The sequence below is a fragment of the Sphingobacterium litopenaei genome (assembly GCF_014692495.1).
In the GTDB taxonomy this organism is placed as follows: domain Bacteria; phylum Bacteroidota; class Bacteroidia; order Sphingobacteriales; family Sphingobacteriaceae; genus Sphingobacterium; species Sphingobacterium litopenaei.
In genome coordinates this window covers 1-15,551 of record NZ_JACOIJ010000052.1, presented here as the reverse complement: position 1 = coordinate 15,551, position 15,551 = coordinate 1, and the positions used below count along the sequence as shown (strand labels likewise).

Sequence of the window (15,551 nt, the reverse complement as noted above, 5' to 3'; positions counted from 1 at the left end):
TCGCTGACTCAATCTTTCGTTATCGAAAATACAGAACAAAAGAAGGTAAAACATCTTTTTCCCATGAAGAACCTTGCTGTAATGATCCACTTTAGTGGTTGCTGAAAGATGGCTTAAAAGGGCTTCTAGTAAAAAAGCTAAAACTTGGCTGAGGGAGATTTTGTGATCTTTAAATACTGACATACATATATAATTATCAATGATAAAGATACAAAATTAAAACAATAAAAACAAGATAACAATCTGATATTCAGATGATTATGTGAATATACTCATCTATATAAAACAAAAAAAAGTCGGAAGAAAAATCTTCCGACCATGACTAGCCCTAAGGCAGCTTTTTTCGTTTTATATCGTATTGATTTGGTTCTCTGCTTGATTAAGTTGGTTATGGAACTCCATATATTTCTCCGTTTCTACTTCAAATAATTTTCCGCTCAATTCTCTGTAATAGGAGATTCCAGACAGCATCTCATTTTTGAATTTATGGATGTATTTTTCCTTGGTAGCATCCATCGTATTTTGATTGGTTGAAATGTATTTTTCAAGAAAAGAAATGTACAGTCTTAATTCATTTATGAACATAGATGGTCTTTCTACATTCCTCAGTAGGTCATGACGTCCATAAATATGATCTACCATTTCTTGTAAAGTGTAAATTTTGTTAAAATAGGCTGTATTTGGACCTGGACAAATCGCTACGGTGTCCGTGTCCTTACGTTCTAAAATATCATATTTTACGTATGCTGCATTCGCTAATCCTTCACAAAGACAGGTTTTTTCGGTTATTTCGGATAATTTTTGAGCATAAGTTGAATCATCTAAACCTAATACGTCAAGCTCAATGATTTTGAGATGTTGAAATACACGAGATGCCGAACACATAGGTTCTTCCTCATACACCGAAGGTGTGACCAGATATTTCTTTGTGCAAGGAGCGCCAGGACGCCCCTTTTGAATCCTCGATTCGCGAAACGTTTCTGCTGAACTTTTTCTAAAATTGTTGAAAGGAACACCGAGTGGAGAAGCGCCACTTAAGTAAAAGTCATCTTCTGATGCTTCCACGAGACTTTTAAGTGTTTTTTCATCCACAGTCGTTGCTTCAGGAACTAACAAGAATGGTGAACCCCATCCATTTGCGTCCAAATTGTAATAATTGATCAGAAAATCTTGTTCTGCAGGTGTTCCAATACCTCCTTGAGCTGTAATTTTTATAGCAGGAATTTGTGAAATAGAAAATCCTTTTTTTTCAATAGCGTCTTTATAAGTTAGGAAAAGTTCTTCTTGAAGGAGATGACGTTTTTCTTTGAACTCTTGCAAAATAGGTCCTAATAGATAACCATCCGTAGCAAATGCATGACCACCACAGTTTAAGCCAGATTCTATGCGGTATTCCGAAATCCATATGCCTTTTTTGGCTAAGAATTTAGCTTGAATTAATGCCGATCTGAAATCAGAAACTTTTAAAATAATTTTTTTGTTGAAATTGGAATTTTTAATGGGTAAAAATTGGGGTAATTCAGCTAAATATCTATAAAGGCGAGGATTCATTCCTGCGGATAGTACGACAGCAGAAGTCAACTTACTTTTTGCGAAGCCACGTAGCGCAGCATTGGCGTCTGAATAGTACGCATCTAATTCATTTCCTTTTCTATCGCGGTTTATTTTGTCCACTTTGGACATAATGTTGACATTGATATCTCCAACTTCTATTTTATTCCTTATTTCACCTAGAATAAAATTTCGTATTTCCTTAGAATCTTCTTCTAAATATTTACTATATAAATTAGCTATTGGAGAGTTAGAAGGTTGTAGATCAATATATTTTTGCAACTTTGAAGATATGATATCGGATTGGGACTTGAGTTCTTTGACTTGATCTTGCACAATATCATAAACTAAATCCAGATAGGCTGTAATTCTTTTCGCGCGTGCGTCGTCTTGATGTAAGTTAATGGGCTCATAGGATTTACCAGTGAGATGGCAATAATATTTGCGCATTCTTTCTATAAGCTCATCGTCAACGATAGAAATCACAGAAGATATCCCGAATTGAGCTACTTTAATTGGCGAATCAATTGAAAATGCAAGTCCTAAAACAGGAATATGGAATTTGTGTGTCATAGTTTGAAATATGACGCAAATACTCTCTTTTAATCCAATTAAAAAATAGTGACACAAATTCTAAAAAGTGCTTTGTGTCACTTAAATTTTTTATTGAAAAACCTAATTAGTTTTGTATAGTTAAGCCTTAAATACTATAGTTTTATTTCCATTGAGCATAACACGGTCTTCGACAATTAATTGTATTGCACGAGTTAATACGGCTTTTTCGATTTCTTGCCCTGTGCGCTTCATTTTATGTACATCGTAGCTGTGGTCAATGTTTTTGATATTTTGTACAATAATTGGACCTTCGTCCAAATCATTGGTAACAAAATGTGCTGTAGCTCCGATAATTTTCACGCCACGATCATGTGCTTGTTTATATGGATTGGCACCAATAAAAGCAGGCAAGAATGAGTGATGGATGTTGATGATACGGTGTTCAAATTCTTTGACAAAAGAAGGCGATAGTATACGCATAAATTTAGCAAGAACAATGAAATCAGGATTTAAAGCTTTTAATTGAACCGCTAATTCCCCCTCAAAATCTTCTTTTGTCTTATTCTCATGCGAAATATGGTAGTAAGGAATGTCAAATCTCTCAGCAAAATCACGTAGATTATCATAATTACCTATTACCGCACATACATCTGCATTCAACGTGTCGAAATAATTACGCACTAAAATATCAGCCAAACAATGGTGTTCTTTGGTAACTAAAACTGCAATACGTTTTCTTTTCGACGGATTAATAGAAATGCTAGCTTTTTCTGGCAATACAGCTTTGAGATGGCTGTATAAGCCATTACTTTCTTCTACATATCCCGTGCAGACTACACGAACAAAGAATTTGTTGTTTTCTTCATCCACATATTCCCGCATCGTTATGATATTGAGTTTATGTTTAGCAAGTACATTTGATATATTAGATACTAATCCAACAGCATCTTGGCATTGAATAAGTATTAAAGTTTGTTTCGTCATGTTTGGTTAGGATGTTTATAATGGTATTCAGCCTCTAGGTGATAAGAGGCTGAAAGGTATTTCTTAAATGGCTGCTTTCACCAATTCTTCCTCTAAGTCAATTTCTACACGTAAGTTATCTACGATATGACGTTGACGGTCAGGGGTGTTTTTACCCATGTAATACTCTAATATTTGAGGAAGTTTGTTGTCTTTATTTAAGATAACAGGCTCAAGTTTAATATCTTCACCTATAAATTGACCAAATTCTGAAGGCGAGATTTCCCCCAAACCTTTGAATCGGGTGATCTCTGGCTTTCCTCCTAATTTGTTGATTGCATCAATACGTTCTTGGTCCGAATAACAATAAATTGTTTCTTTCTTATTACGAACACGGAATAACGGCGTCTGTAAGATATACACGTGACCGGCTTTTACCAAATCTGGGAAGAACTGCAAGAAGAAAGTCATCATCAACAGACGGATGTGCATACCGTCGACATCGGCATCGGTAGCGATGACAATGTTGTTGTAACGCAAGCCTTCCATTCCATCTTCAATATTTAAAGCATGTTGAAGTAAGTTGAATTCTTCGTTTTCGTATACAATTTTCTTGGTTAATCCATAACAGTTTAGTGGTTTACCGCGTAAACTGAAAACTGCTTGAGTCTGTACGTCACGAGACTTGGTGATAGAACCTGATGCAGAATCACCCTCAGTGATGAATAAGGTGGTCTCTAGATTTCTTTCATTTTTATCACCAAAATGGAGTTTACAATCACGTAGTTTACGGTTGTGCAAAGAAGCTTTTTTAGCGCGTTCATTGGCAAGCTTTTTAATTCCTGCAATATCTTTACGCTCCCGCTCGGATTGCATAATACGTTTCAACAACGCATCTGCTGTTGCAGAATCTTTGTGTAAGTAATCATCTAATGCTTTCTTAACGAAATCATTGATGAAAGTACGTACCGTAGGCCCATCAGGACCTATACTTTGCGAACCTAATTTTGTCTTTGTTTGCGACTCAAAAACAGGCTCTTGTACTTTGATAGCTATAGCACCAATGATGGATGCGCGCACATCTGAAGCATCAAAATCTTTCTTATAAAATTCTCGAATAGTTTTTACTACAGCCTCACGGAATGCAGCTTGGTGTGTACCGCCCTGTGTGGTATGCTGACCATTCACGAATGAATAATATTCTTCACCATATTGCTGACCGTGCGTCATTGCTATCTCAATATCATCGCCTCTAAGGTGAATAATAGGGTAACGCATACCTTCTGTGTCTACATTGCGTTCCAATAAGTCTTTAAGACCATTTTCGGACACGAATTTCTGACCATTGAAGTTTATTGTTAAGCCTGAATTTAAGAAAACATAATTCCAGATCATGTTTTCTACGAATTCTATGCGGTATTTGTAATGTTTGAAGATACTATCGTCTGGATAGAACGTTACGGCTGTACCATTACGTTGTGTCGTATCTTTTTGTTCGTCTGTTTGCAACTCCCCTTTGCTAAATGTAGCTATACGGGTCTTGCCATCACGGTAGGATTGAACAGTAAAATTTGTTGATAGGGCATTCACAGCTTTTGTACCTACACCGTTAAGTCCTACAGATTTTTGGAAAGCCTTGCTGTCGTATTTACCTCCAGTATTGATTTTTGATACTACATCGACGACAGAACCTATAGGAATACCACGTCCATAGTCACGTACTGAAACTTTATTTTCTGTAACTGTAATGTCTATGGTTTTTCCTGCGCCCATAACGAATTCGTCGATAGAGTTATCTACGACTTCCTTAAGCAATACATAGATACCGTCATCATAAGCCGAACCGTCTCCTAGCTTACCAATGTACATACCTGGACGTAATCGAATATGTTCTTTCCAGTCGAGGGATCGTATACTGTCTTCGTTATATGCTGTCATGGTTTTATTCTCAAAAATGTGTAGCAAAAATATAAAAAAATTACTGATAAAGGTAGTAAATAACCCAACGCAAATATTACATATTAAATAGAGCCAATAACGTCGATTTGTTCTTATATTTAAGCTTTAATCAATTGCATATACCTTATGAAAAGAGCAATTATACTGATTTTATGCGTTATTGGAATATTGGATGCTAATGCGCAATTAAAATATGACAACGATAAAATAAAAACGGGAGCCGAGCAAACCGAACGCTATTTACCCAAATTAAAAGGCAAGCGCGTAGCTATTGTGGCTAATCAGACTGCTATTATTGGTAATTCCCATTTAGTGGATAGTCTCCAAAAATTAGGTGTGAATATTGTCAAGGTATTTGGCCCTGAACATGGCTTTCGGGGTAATGCTAGCGCAGGTATTAAAGTAAAAGATGAAATCGATGTCCAATCGGGTTTAAAGATTGTATCCCTTTATGGAAGTAAGAAGAAACCTAGTAAAGAGGATTTGAAAGATGTGGATTTGATACTTTTTGATATTCAGGATGTAGGTTGCCGTTTTTATACCATTATGAACACCATGCGCGATGTGATGGAAGCAAGTGCAGAAAATGGAAAGCCCTTCATGATTTTGGATCGTCCGAACCCCAATGCCTATTTTATTGATGGTCCTATACTAGATATGAAGCACAAATCGGGGATAGGGCAGTTCCCCATTCCTATCGTTCACGGCATGACATTAGGTGAATTTGCTTTAATGATTAATGGAGAAGGTTGGATGGCAAATAAGATTAAGTGCGATGTAGAGGTGATTAAAGTTAAAGGGTACAACCATGATATGCTTTATAGATTGCCCGTCAATCCATCCCCAAATTTGAATACTGCTCAAAGTATATTGCTATATCCATCTACGTGTTTATTCGAAGGAATCGCTTTGAATCACGGGAGAGGCACCATGTATCCTTTTACAGTAGTAGGCGGACCTATGTTGAAGAACAAATATACCTTCAGTTACACCCCATACAGCATTCCAGGAATGGCTGAAGATCCTTTGTTCAAAGATCAGGTTTGCTATGGTCTTGATTTAAGAGACATCGATCTTGAAAAGATTGTAATGAGCAAAAAGATTAACCTATCATGGATGATTGATTTGTACAAAAATCATCCGAATAAAGAGAAATTCTTTGACAGAAGTTTGAGTAAGCAAATCGGTAATATTGATAACCTTATTGGTTATGCAGATTTTAAGAAACAAATAGCAGAAGGTTGGACAGAAGAGCAAATACGCAAAACTTGGGAGCCAGGAATTAATGAATTCAAAAAAATAAGACAGAAATATTTACTTTATCCATAAAATGAAATAAGCCGAGAAAGAATTTTCTCGGCTTATTTGTATCTCGTTTTGAGGCTTATATCGATCTTCCAAAATCATCTTGTACGCGTACAATGTCATCTTCATCCGAAGGATTAGTTGCATCTGTATGTTGCCATATCTCTGCTACTACACCATACTCAGCAAGCCCTACCAATCTATGACGTTCACCTTGAGATAGGCGAATAAATTCACCTTCTTTTAAGATTTTCAATTCGTGCTCATCATCATCGGGACTTGTTACTACACCTACTTCTCCACGTATTACGCGCCAGATTTCGGCACGACGATGATGGTATTGCCATGATAAGCGCTTGTTGGGACCTACGATCAAAATCTTTGGACTTAATTTGCCCGATATTTTTAGATCCTGAGTGTCTAATCCATCAAAAAACTCATTCGCAAATTTTTGTGCTTGACTTTCATCTATCACAAAAAAACCACCCCACGGTCTTGTCTGATCCACGTTTTCAATAGTAAAGCCTAACCCTTCAAGTTTTCCTTGAATCTGATTAAATAACTCACTCTTATCAACATATGCCATAATATGTATTTATTTAAGTTTATTAAAATTTTATTATTAACTAATATCCACAAATTTTTCAAAAATTTAAAATTAATATATAAATACTTATTGTTGGACATTACCTTACCTTTGTAATAGATATGAAGGAGCAAACGATCGACGCAAATAATCTTATTTTCAAAAAGGCAGTAGCATTTGTTAATCAAACTAACCAGAATCTTTTTTTAACAGGTAAAGCCGGAACGGGTAAAACTACCTTTCTAAAGTATATCCGTGAAAACTGTTATAAGAAAATGGCTATCACAGCGCCAACTGGAGTAGCAGCGATGAATGCAGGAGGAACGACATTGCATGCTTTGTTTTGGTTGCCTTTTGGGGTGTTTTTGGAAGATTATGAGCTCAAATGGGATGAGAAAGACAATAATATATACAATAAAAACCGTCTTTTTTCTACTATAAAGTTAACTAAACAACGACGTGCAATTTTGCAAGAGTTGGAAATGTTGGTGATAGATGAAGTATCCATGGTGCGTGCAGATACTCTAGATGCTATTGATGTTATCTTGAAGTCCGTGCGTCGCGATATGCGTCCTTTTGGTGGGGTGCAGGTCTTGTTTATTGGAGACTTATACCAGCTTCCTCCCGTAGTTCGCGATCAAGAATGGCAGATTTTGCGTAATCATTATACGAGTCCCTTTTTCTTTAATGCAAAAGTATTGCGTTCTACGCCGTTGATTAAATTGGAACTGCAGCATATCTATAGACAAAGTGACGACAAGTTTATCTCGGTATTAAATAATATCCGAAATAACCAATGTACGCAGCAGGATTTGGAGGAATTAAATACGCATTATAAAGAAGATTTCGTTCCAGATAAATCCGAACAGTTTATTACGTTGACTTCACATAATCGTTTGGCGGATCAAATCAATCAAGAAGAATTGGCTAAACTTCCGGGCAAAATGCACAATGTCAAAGCTGTAGTAAAAGATGATTTCCAACAAGGTGCTTATCCTACGGAGGAAACGCTAACACTGAAGCTGGGCGCACAAGTGATGTTCATTAAGAATGATACAGGCGAAGATCGTAAATATTTTAATGGTAAGATAGGCGTGGTCAAAGAATTGAATCTGGACAAACATCAAGTAGTTGTCGGATTCAAAGATGGTTCGGAAGATGTGGTCGTACGTCGCGAGACTTGGGAAAATATCAAATACAAGTATAATAAAGGAGAGGACAAAATTGAGGAAGAAGTATTAGGTACGTTTTCGCAGTTTCCTTTACGATTGGCTTGGGCGATTACGATTCACAAAAGTCAGGGTTTAACATTTGATAAGGCGATTATTGACGCAGGAACTTCCTTTGCTGCCGGACAAGTTTATGTGGCATTGAGTAGGCTAACTGGTTTGGAAGGGTTAGTGTTGCGGTCTAAGATAGCGCCGCATGCGATTCGAACAGACTTTCAAGTTGTGGATTTTATGAAGCAGCTCGTGAAAGAAGAGGAAGTGGATGATATTTTGAAAAATAGTCAACGTGCTTATCTAGGTCAAATTTTGCTTAACAGTTTTCGTTGGACTAGTTTGACAGAAGCTGTTAATGAAATGGAAGTAAGTCTCAAAGATCGCAATATTGACAACAAAGAAGGTGTAGTTTCTTTTTTCTTTTTGTTGCAACAATCGTTACAGACTCAAGAAAAGGTTGCGCATAAATTCATGCAACAGTTGCATACTATGTTGTCTGATAAGGACGCATTGGATTACCACAAAATCTGTGAACGTACGACTTCTGCTGTTAATTGGTTTTTGCCAAAAATGGAAGAAGAGCTATTAAAAGCTACCGAAAAACATATTGAAGACTGGAGTATACGTAAACGTACTAAAAAGTATATTCAAGAAATGAAAGCTTTGTTGTTGGATTTTAAACGTAAATACGAGATTCTAAAACATTGCTTGACTATAGCGGAAGCTTTGACGAAAGAAGAAGTGTTGGATGATTTGTCTTTGAAGATGAATGTCGTTAAAGATGATTCTGTAAAAGTTGCTGACGACGATACTACAGAAGAAAAGGATACAAAGCAGATTACGCTGGATATGTATCAAGATGGGATGGATATTGCGCAGATTGCGCAGAAAAGAGGTATGGTGGAAGGTACAGTATATGGACATTTGATTCACTACGTTGGATCAGAGATTGAAGCTGAAGAATTAATCGATCTTAACAAATTGGATAGAATCCTTGAGGTGCTCAAAGCGAATGAAGGTCAATCTTCTTCTCAAATCAAAATCATCTTAGGTGAGGACTATTCTTATCCAGAAATTAAGATCGGACAAAAAGTGTTAGAAACTAAAATTTAGCATTGTCTTCGTGATAAGCCGTTATTGTAATATATTTGTTGGAATTAATTGATTGGCTTTGGAGCAGCAGAAAGACAAAAAGAAAGATCCTAAACTAAACAAATGGATAGTATTTACTTCTATGCCTTTTCAGATGGGGGTGACTATTTATTTATTCTATCGTTTGGGAGATTGGCTGGATGTCAAATATGATGTTGACGGTGGCTGGTGGACCAAAGGATTAACTATGTTGGGCGTCGTGGCATCTTTATATCAATTTATTAAACAAGCCAATCGTATAAGTAAGAATGATTAACTATATTAGATATATTATCACGTTACTCGTATTAGGAGTAGCAGCGTATTTTGCACATACTTTAATATTAAAAGGATTAGGAACTAACCAATTCTGGGAGCAAACGGATTATACCTTATTGGGGATGTATGCATTTGGTGTCGGAATATCACTTTTCATAGTGGTATTGACTTTAATGGCGCAATATGCTATGCCCAAAAATCTAGGTTTTATCTTTTTGGGATTGATGACTATAAATGCTGTCGCGAGTTACATTTATATCAAAAATGGCTTAAATAAATTTGAAAATGACTTTATCGAATATAATTTCTTAGTAGTGTTTTTTCTGTTCTTGTTTTTTGATGTTTTTGTGGCTTTCAAGGCTATAAATCAAGAAAATAATGAGCAGTAAACTTTTTATAAAAAAGTTTACACAAAACGTATTATATGCCAAATAAAGTTGTATTTTTGCACAAAATTTTTCATTATTCAACAGTAATCTAAAATGGTGAATCTTAAAAGAGCACTTTTATTCTTAACAGTAATTTTATTTGCTGCCAATCCTTTTACATCAATTGCCGCAGAAGAGGCGCACGGACATGGTGACGGCGAGAAGACTCAAGCGGAAGAGATCAATGCCCATATCAAACATCACTTAGAGGATGATCACTATTTTACTTTATACAAAAAAGGTGAAGAGTATGTAGGTTTTCCATTGCCAGTTATCTTAATTGATAATGGTTTGAAAGTTTTCTCATCTGCTAAATTCCACGAAAATGATGGTTTGACAGAAGTAGATGGTCAGTTCTATAAATACTACCACGGAAAAATCTACAAAACTGATGCTGCTGGTTCTATTGCTTATGACGAACACCACCATCCAACAAATGCTAAACCGTTAGATTTCTCAATCACTAAAAACGTAACGGGTTTAATGTTAGCAGCATTATTGTTATTCTTAGGATTCACTTCATTAGCTAAGACTTACAAAAAAGGTTCGAACAACTTACCTAAAGGTGTTGGTCGTGTATTAGAGCCTTTAGTATTATATGTACGTGACGAGATGGCTATTCCTAACATCGGTCACCGTTACAAAGAATTCATGCCTTACTTATTATCAGTATTCTTCTTGATCTTCACTTTGAACTTATTAGGGTTAACTCCAATTGGTTTCAACGTAACTGGTAATATCTCCGTAACCTTGTGTTTAGCTTTATTCACTTTCGTGATTACAAACTTCAAAGCAAACAAAGATTACTGGAAACACATCTTCTGGATGCCAGGTGTTCCTGTTCCTTTCAAATTTGTGTTAGCGCCAATTGAGGTGTTAGGTATGTTTACAAAACCATTCTCATTGATGTTACGTCTTTTCGCTAACATCACTGCAGGTCACTCTGTAGTAATGGGTTTGATTGCTATCGTATATTTATTCCAACAACAATTATCAGTAGGAGGTAGTATCGGTGTGTCAATGTTGTTGACATTGATCTTATTCTTCTTAGAATTGTTAGTTGCATTTTTACAAGCGTTTATCTTCACGATGTTGTCATCATTATTCATTGGTATGGCCGTAGAAGAGCACGCACATCATTAATCAGAATTTTTTGTTAAATTTTTATAAATAAATCATTATGTACAATTTAATTGGAGCAGGTTTAATCGTAATCGGTGCAGGTTTAGGTTTAGGTAAAATCGGTGGTTCAGCTATGGAAGCTATCGCACGTCAACCTGAAGCAGCTGGTAAAATTCAAACTGCGATGATCATCATTGGTGCCTTAGTAGAAGGTTTAGCATTCGGTGCTTTAATCTTAGGTAAATAATCCAAGTTGATTAAAAGTATTAAACATGACTTGCAACGGTTGGTTGTAAGTCATGTTTTAAGACAAAAAATTAAAGACAATAAATAGAAAATCATATTTTATAAGCAAATATAATGGACGCATTACTTAATCAGTTCTCATACGGTTTGTTCTTCTGGCAATTAATTATTTTGTTAATTGTAATCTTTATCTTAGGAAAATTTGCTTGGAAACCAATCGTTAATGCTTTAGAAGAGCGTGAACAAGGTATTTCTGATGCTTTAGCTTCTGCAGAGAAAGCTAAATTAGAAATGGCACGTTTGACTAATGAAAACGAGCAATTATTGAAAGAAGCACGTGAAGAGCGCGATGCTATCTTGAAAGAAGCAAAAGAGTTGAAAGATAAAATCGTTGCTGAAGCGAAAGAATCTGCTCAAACTGAAGGTGCAAAATTAATTGAATCTGCAAAACGTGAGATCGAAGATCAAAAATTAAAAGCGTTGGCAGAAGTTAAAAACCAAGTTTCTGCATTGTCATTAGACATCGCTCGCAAAGTTTTGACAAAAGAATTTGAAGACCAAGGTAAACAAGAAGCTTTAGTGTCTGACTTGTTGAAAGACGTTAAATTAAACTAATATTAATTTGCGTTACGCTTTTAATATTTTTAGTTTTTAATTTTTAATTTGAGAAAATGTCAGTATTCAAAGTTGCTTCGAGATACGCTAAATCTATTTTAGATTTAGCACAAGAGAAAGGTACGTTAGATCAGGTGAAAGCTGAAATGGAAGAGGTTGCCAAAGTAATCAAATCCAATTCAGAATTGAAAGCTGTATTGGCTAATCCTATTATCAAAACAGATAAGAAGCAAAATATCTTAAAAGCATTATTCGAAGGAAAAGTAAGCACAGAAGTGTCTACATTCTTCAATATCATGGTACGCAAAGGTCGTGGTGAATTAGTATACGCTACAGCTTTAGAGTTTATTCGTGAATACAACGAATTAAAAGGTATCGTGAAAGCTGAAGTTATTTCAGCACAACCATTGTCTGCAGCTAATATTCAGTCTTTAGGTAATACTATTGCTACGCAAATCAATGCGAATGTAATCCTTACAAATAAAGTAGATACATCGTTAATCGGTGGATTTATCATCAAAGTAGGAGATAAGCAATTAGACGAAAGTATTGCTGGAAAATTAAATAAATTAGAAAGACATTTCATCAATCAAGGTGTATAATCACTTTGAGGTAGTAAAGTAATAGAATCTAAAACCCCTTATACGAAGTAAAATGATAGAGGTAAGACCAGATGAAGTTTCGGCAATTCTTAGAGAGCAATTGTCAGGCTTTAAGTCAGAGGCCGAATTAGAGGAAGTAGGTACCGTGCTTACAGTTGGTGACGGTATTGCTCGCGTTTACGGCTTAACAAAAGTTCAATCAGGTGAGTTGGTTGAATTTTCAAACGGATTACAAGGTATTGTATTGAACTTAGAAGAAGACAACGCGGGTGTTGTACTTTTAGGTCCTTCAGACGAAATCAAAGAAGGTGATACAATCAAACGTACTAATCGTATCGCATCTATTAAAGTAGGTGAAGGTATGCTTGGTCGTGTGGTTAACACATTAGGTCAACCAATTGATGGTAAAGGACCTATCGTTGGCGAAACTTATGAAATGCCTATCGAGCGTAAAGCTCCAGGTGTTATCTTCCGTCAACCTGTAACTGAGCCATTACAAACTGGTATCAAGGCTATCGACGCTATGATTCCTGTAGGTCGTGGTCAACGTGAGTTAGTAATCGGTGACCGTCAAACTGGTAAAACAGCGGTTTGTATCGATACTATCATCAACCAAAAAGAATTCTACGATGCTGGTCAACCAGTATTCTGTATATATGTTGCTGTAGGTCAAAAGAACTCTACAGTAGCAAACATCGTACGCGTATTGGAGGAAAAAGGTGCTATGGCGTACACAGTAGTAGTAGCTGCTTCAGCTTCTGAGCCAGCTCCATTACAATTCTACGCTCCAATGGCAGGTGCTGCTATCGGTGAGTTTTTCCGTGATACAGGTCGTCCAGCGTTAATCGTTTATGATGATTTGTCAAAACAAGCTGTGGCTTACCGTGAAGTGTCTTTGTTATTGAAACGCCCTCCTGGCCGTGAAGCTTACCCAGGTGACGTATTCTACCTTCACTCACGTTTGTTAGAGCGTGCTGCGAAAATCAACTCTTCTGACGATATCGCTCGCAACATGAATGATCTTCCTGAGTCTATCAAACACTTAGTAAAAGGGGGGGGGTCATTGACAGCTCTTCCTATCATTGAGACACAAGCAGGTGACGTATCAGCATATATCCCTACTAACGTAATCTCAATCACTGATGGTCAGATCTTCTTAGAGTCTAACTTATTCAACGCAGGTATCCGTCCAGCGATCAACGTAGGTATCTCGGTATCACGGGTGGGGGGTAACGCACAGATTAAGTCAATGAAGAAAGTATCTGGTACATTGAAATTAGACCAAGCTCAGTTCCGTGAGTTAGAAGCGTTCGCTAAATTCGGTTCGGATTTAGATGCGGCTACTAAAGCGGTATTAGATAAAGGTGTTCGTAACGTTGAGATCTTGAAACAAGGTCAATTCTCACCAGTATCAGTTGAAAAGCAAACAGCTATCATCTATGCAGGTACTAAAGGATTGTTGCGTAATGTTCCTGTGAACAAAGTACGTCAATTCGAAGAAGAATACTTGACTCAATTAGAGCAACGTCATCCAGAAGTATTATCAGCATTAAAAGCTGGTAAATTCTCAGATGAGTTAACAGACGTTTTAGAAAAAGTAGCTAAAGAATTAGCTTCAAAATATTAATTAGATATGAGATTATAGATATGAGAATTTGAGATTTAGTTGTCTCATATCTAAAAGTCTCACATCTTTTATCTGAAATATGGCAAATTTAAAAGAAGTAAGAAACCGTATCACCTCGGTGACATCCACGCAGCAGATTACCAAAGCCATGAAAATGGTTTCTGCGGCAAAATTAAAGCGTGCGACGAATGCTATCATTCAATTGCGCCCTTATGCCAATAAATTAAGAGATATTCTTGCTCAAGTTTCAGCTTCTGTAGAAGGAAATGATTCTCCATATACTCAAGATAGAGTTCCTACTAAGGTTATGATCGTAGTAGTGACTTCAAATAGAGGTTTGGCTGGAGCATTCAATGCTAATGCTATTAAAACGGCGAACAATTTGATCGCTACTAAATATGCTGATCAATTTGCGAGAGGGGATGTAAGTATCATTGCTATTGGTAAGCGTGGTCATGATTTCTTCTCTAGACGTAATTTCAACGTTATTGGCAATCATAATGAATTATTCAACAATTTAGATTTCACAAACGTATCTAAAGTGACTGAATATATCATGAATGAATTCAAAGAAGGAAATATCGACCGTGTAGAGGTTGTTTACAACCAATTCCGTAATGCTGCTGTACAAGTTTTAACTTCAGAACAATTGTTACCTCTATTGCCTGAAGAGAAAAAAGAAGACACAGTAGAATTAGATTACATTATCGAGCCTTCTAAAGAAAAAATCATTGAAGAATTAATCCCTAAAGCGATTAAGATTCAATTGTACAAAGCAGTATTAGATTCTAATGCTTCTGAGCATGGTGCACGTATGACAGCGATGGATAAAGCAACAGAAAATGCTGGTGATTTATTACGTCAATTAAAACTTTCGTATAACCAAGCTCGTCAAGCAGCTATTACTACAGAGCTTACAGAGATTGTATCAGGTGCTGCTGCACTTTCAAATGGCTAAGATTTCCTTCGGGAATGCACATAAGAAAAGAGGCTGTCTCAAAATGGACAGTCTCTTTTTTTTGATTTCAACGCCTCATAATTTGGTTTAATCGATTGATTTTCATCTATTTATAGTATAATCAACGTGTTTTTATGGCCAAAAGAGTACCTATCTTTAAACCTTATTTTCAAGACCAGATCATGGCAATTCCTCCAAGCCTGGATGAATTGGTATCTAAGTCACATCCTGTTCGGATTGTTAATGATGTAATCAATCGAATTAATATTCAAGAGTTATTGGCTGCCTATAAAATTAAAGGCTCCTCTAGCTATCATCCTCAAATGTTATTGAAGGTTTTAGTTTTCGGCTACCTTAGCAATATTTATAGTAGTCGTAAATTGGAGATGGCATGCCGCGAA

General features: G+C 36.3%; 15 protein-coding genes and 1 pseudogene. 11 read left to right on the top strand and 5 right to left on the bottom strand.

Translation table 11 applies throughout. The features are described 5' to 3' along the window. From H8B04_RS17205 to H8B04_RS16050, 4 genes and pseudogenes are all read right to left on the bottom strand, one after another. Positions 1–183 (bottom strand): annotated as a pseudogene (locus H8B04_RS17205) (IS4 family transposase); the annotation flags it as partial. A 165-nt stretch (positions 184–348) separates the two neighbouring features. Then, positions 349–2,124 (bottom strand): hypothetical protein, encoded by a 1,776-nt coding sequence (locus tag H8B04_RS16060; RefSeq protein ID WP_165291525.1) that lies wholly within the window; start codon positions 2,122–2,124, stop codon positions 349–351. 120 nt (positions 2,125–2,244) lie between these two features. Then, positions 2,245–3,090 (bottom strand): formyltetrahydrofolate deformylase, encoded by an 846-nt coding sequence (purU, locus tag H8B04_RS16055; protein WP_165291524.1) that lies wholly within the window; start codon positions 3,088–3,090, stop codon positions 2,245–2,247. A gap of 63 nt (positions 3,091–3,153) precedes the next feature. Next, positions 3,154–5,007 (bottom strand): DNA topoisomerase IV subunit B, encoded by a 1,854-nt coding sequence (locus tag H8B04_RS16050; protein ID WP_190302993.1) that lies wholly within the window; start codon positions 5,005–5,007, stop codon positions 3,154–3,156. A 147-nt stretch (positions 5,008–5,154) separates the two neighbouring features. On the opposite strand from H8B04_RS16050, the gene H8B04_RS16045 reads away from it, so the two are divergent. Further along, positions 5,155–6,357 carry an exo-beta-N-acetylmuramidase NamZ family protein gene (locus H8B04_RS16045; protein ID WP_165291522.1) on the top strand — a complete coding sequence of 401 codons (1,203 nt, stop codon included), beginning with the start codon at positions 5,155–5,157 and terminating at the stop codon, positions 6,355–6,357. A 55-nt stretch (positions 6,358–6,412) separates the two neighbouring features. Here the strand turns inward: H8B04_RS16045 and H8B04_RS16040 are convergent, their stop codons facing one another. After that, on the bottom strand, positions 6,413–6,919 hold the full coding sequence (locus H8B04_RS16040; RefSeq protein WP_165291521.1) for a cupin domain-containing protein: 507 nt from the start codon (positions 6,917–6,919) through the stop codon (positions 6,413–6,415). A 122-nt stretch (positions 6,920–7,041) separates the two neighbouring features. Here H8B04_RS16040 and H8B04_RS17370 point away from each other — a divergent pair, with 122 nt between their 5' ends. The 10 genes from H8B04_RS17370 to H8B04_RS15990 all read left to right on the top strand — a co-directional run. Then, on the top strand, positions 7,042–9,255 hold the full coding sequence (locus tag H8B04_RS17370; RefSeq protein WP_190302992.1) for a helix-turn-helix domain-containing protein: 2,214 nt from the start codon (positions 7,042–7,044) through the stop codon (positions 9,253–9,255). Positions 9,256–9,313: 58 nt separating this feature from the next. Continuing rightward, the gene (locus tag H8B04_RS16030; protein WP_223815470.1) at positions 9,314–9,550 is read left to right on the top strand and encodes an AtpZ/AtpI family protein; all 237 of its coding nucleotides are present in this window, start codon (positions 9,314–9,316) and stop codon (positions 9,548–9,550) included. Next, the gene (locus tag H8B04_RS16025) at positions 9,543–9,941 is read left to right on the top strand and encodes a hypothetical protein (protein ID WP_165291519.1); all 399 of its coding nucleotides are present in this window, start codon (positions 9,543–9,545) and stop codon (positions 9,939–9,941) included. Before H8B04_RS16030 ends, H8B04_RS16025 begins: the two co-directional genes overlap by 8 nt. A 93-nt stretch (positions 9,942–10,034) precedes the next feature. Next, positions 10,035–11,123: a F0F1 ATP synthase subunit A gene (atpB, locus tag H8B04_RS16020; RefSeq protein ID WP_190302991.1), complete on the top strand. Its 1,089-nt coding sequence runs from the start codon at positions 10,035–10,037 to the stop codon at positions 11,121–11,123. Positions 11,124–11,160: 37 nt separating this feature from the next. After that, entirely contained in the window at positions 11,161–11,349 is a 189-nt protein-coding gene (gene atpE, locus H8B04_RS16015) for an ATP synthase F0 subunit C (protein ID WP_039053475.1), read from the top strand. A gap of 113 nt (positions 11,350–11,462) precedes the next feature. Next, positions 11,463–11,963 carry a F0F1 ATP synthase subunit B gene (locus H8B04_RS16010; protein ID WP_165291517.1) on the top strand — a complete coding sequence of 167 codons (501 nt, stop codon included), beginning with the start codon at positions 11,463–11,465 and terminating at the stop codon, positions 11,961–11,963. A gap of 56 nt (positions 11,964–12,019) precedes the next feature. Next, entirely contained in the window at positions 12,020–12,565 is a 546-nt protein-coding gene (gene atpH, locus H8B04_RS16005; RefSeq protein WP_165291516.1) for an ATP synthase F1 subunit delta, read from the top strand. A 52-nt stretch (positions 12,566–12,617) separates the two neighbouring features. Next, positions 12,618–14,192: a F0F1 ATP synthase subunit alpha gene (gene atpA, locus H8B04_RS16000; RefSeq protein WP_190302990.1), complete on the top strand. Its 1,575-nt coding sequence runs from the start codon at positions 12,618–12,620 to the stop codon at positions 14,190–14,192. 79 nt (positions 14,193–14,271) lie between these two features. After that, positions 14,272–15,150 carry an ATP synthase F1 subunit gamma gene (gene atpG / locus H8B04_RS15995; RefSeq protein WP_165291514.1) on the top strand — a complete coding sequence of 293 codons (879 nt, stop codon included), beginning with the start codon at positions 14,272–14,274 and terminating at the stop codon, positions 15,148–15,150. Positions 15,151–15,284: 134 nt separating this feature from the next. Next, a partial coding sequence (locus H8B04_RS15990; protein ID WP_190302989.1) for a transposase occupies positions 15,285–15,551 on the top strand: 267 nt, incomplete at its 3' end.

Bases quoted from the DNA above. Each gene is read 5' to 3' on its own strand.
- H8B04_RS16060 (WP_165291525.1), bottom strand. From the start codon at position 2,124: ATGACACACAAATTCCATATTCCTGTTTTAGGACTTGCATTTTCAATT.
- purU (WP_165291524.1), bottom strand. From the start codon at position 3,090: ATGACGAAACAAACTTTAATACTTATTCAATGCCAAGATGCTGTTGGA.
- H8B04_RS16050 (WP_190302993.1), bottom strand. From the start codon at position 5,007: ATGACAGCATATAACGAAGACAGTATACGATCCCTCGACTGGAAAGAA.
- H8B04_RS16045 (WP_165291522.1), top strand. From the start codon at position 5,155: ATGAAAAGAGCAATTATACTGATTTTATGCGTTATTGGAATATTGGAT.
- H8B04_RS16040 (WP_165291521.1), bottom strand. From the start codon at position 6,919: ATGGCATATGTTGATAAGAGTGAGTTATTTAATCAGATTCAAGGAAAA.
- H8B04_RS17370 (WP_190302992.1), top strand. From the start codon at position 7,042: ATGAAGGAGCAAACGATCGACGCAAATAATCTTATTTTCAAAAAGGCA.
- H8B04_RS16025 (WP_165291519.1), top strand. From the start codon at position 9,543: ATGATTAACTATATTAGATATATTATCACGTTACTCGTATTAGGAGTA.
- atpB (WP_190302991.1), top strand. From the start codon at position 10,035: ATGGTGAATCTTAAAAGAGCACTTTTATTCTTAACAGTAATTTTATTT.
- atpE (WP_039053475.1), top strand. From the start codon at position 11,161: ATGTACAATTTAATTGGAGCAGGTTTAATCGTAATCGGTGCAGGTTTA.
- H8B04_RS16010 (WP_165291517.1), top strand. From the start codon at position 11,463: ATGGACGCATTACTTAATCAGTTCTCATACGGTTTGTTCTTCTGGCAA.
- atpH (WP_165291516.1), top strand. From the start codon at position 12,020: ATGTCAGTATTCAAAGTTGCTTCGAGATACGCTAAATCTATTTTAGAT.
- atpA (WP_190302990.1), top strand. From the start codon at position 12,618: ATGATAGAGGTAAGACCAGATGAAGTTTCGGCAATTCTTAGAGAGCAA.
- atpG (WP_165291514.1), top strand. From the start codon at position 14,272: ATGGCAAATTTAAAAGAAGTAAGAAACCGTATCACCTCGGTGACATCC.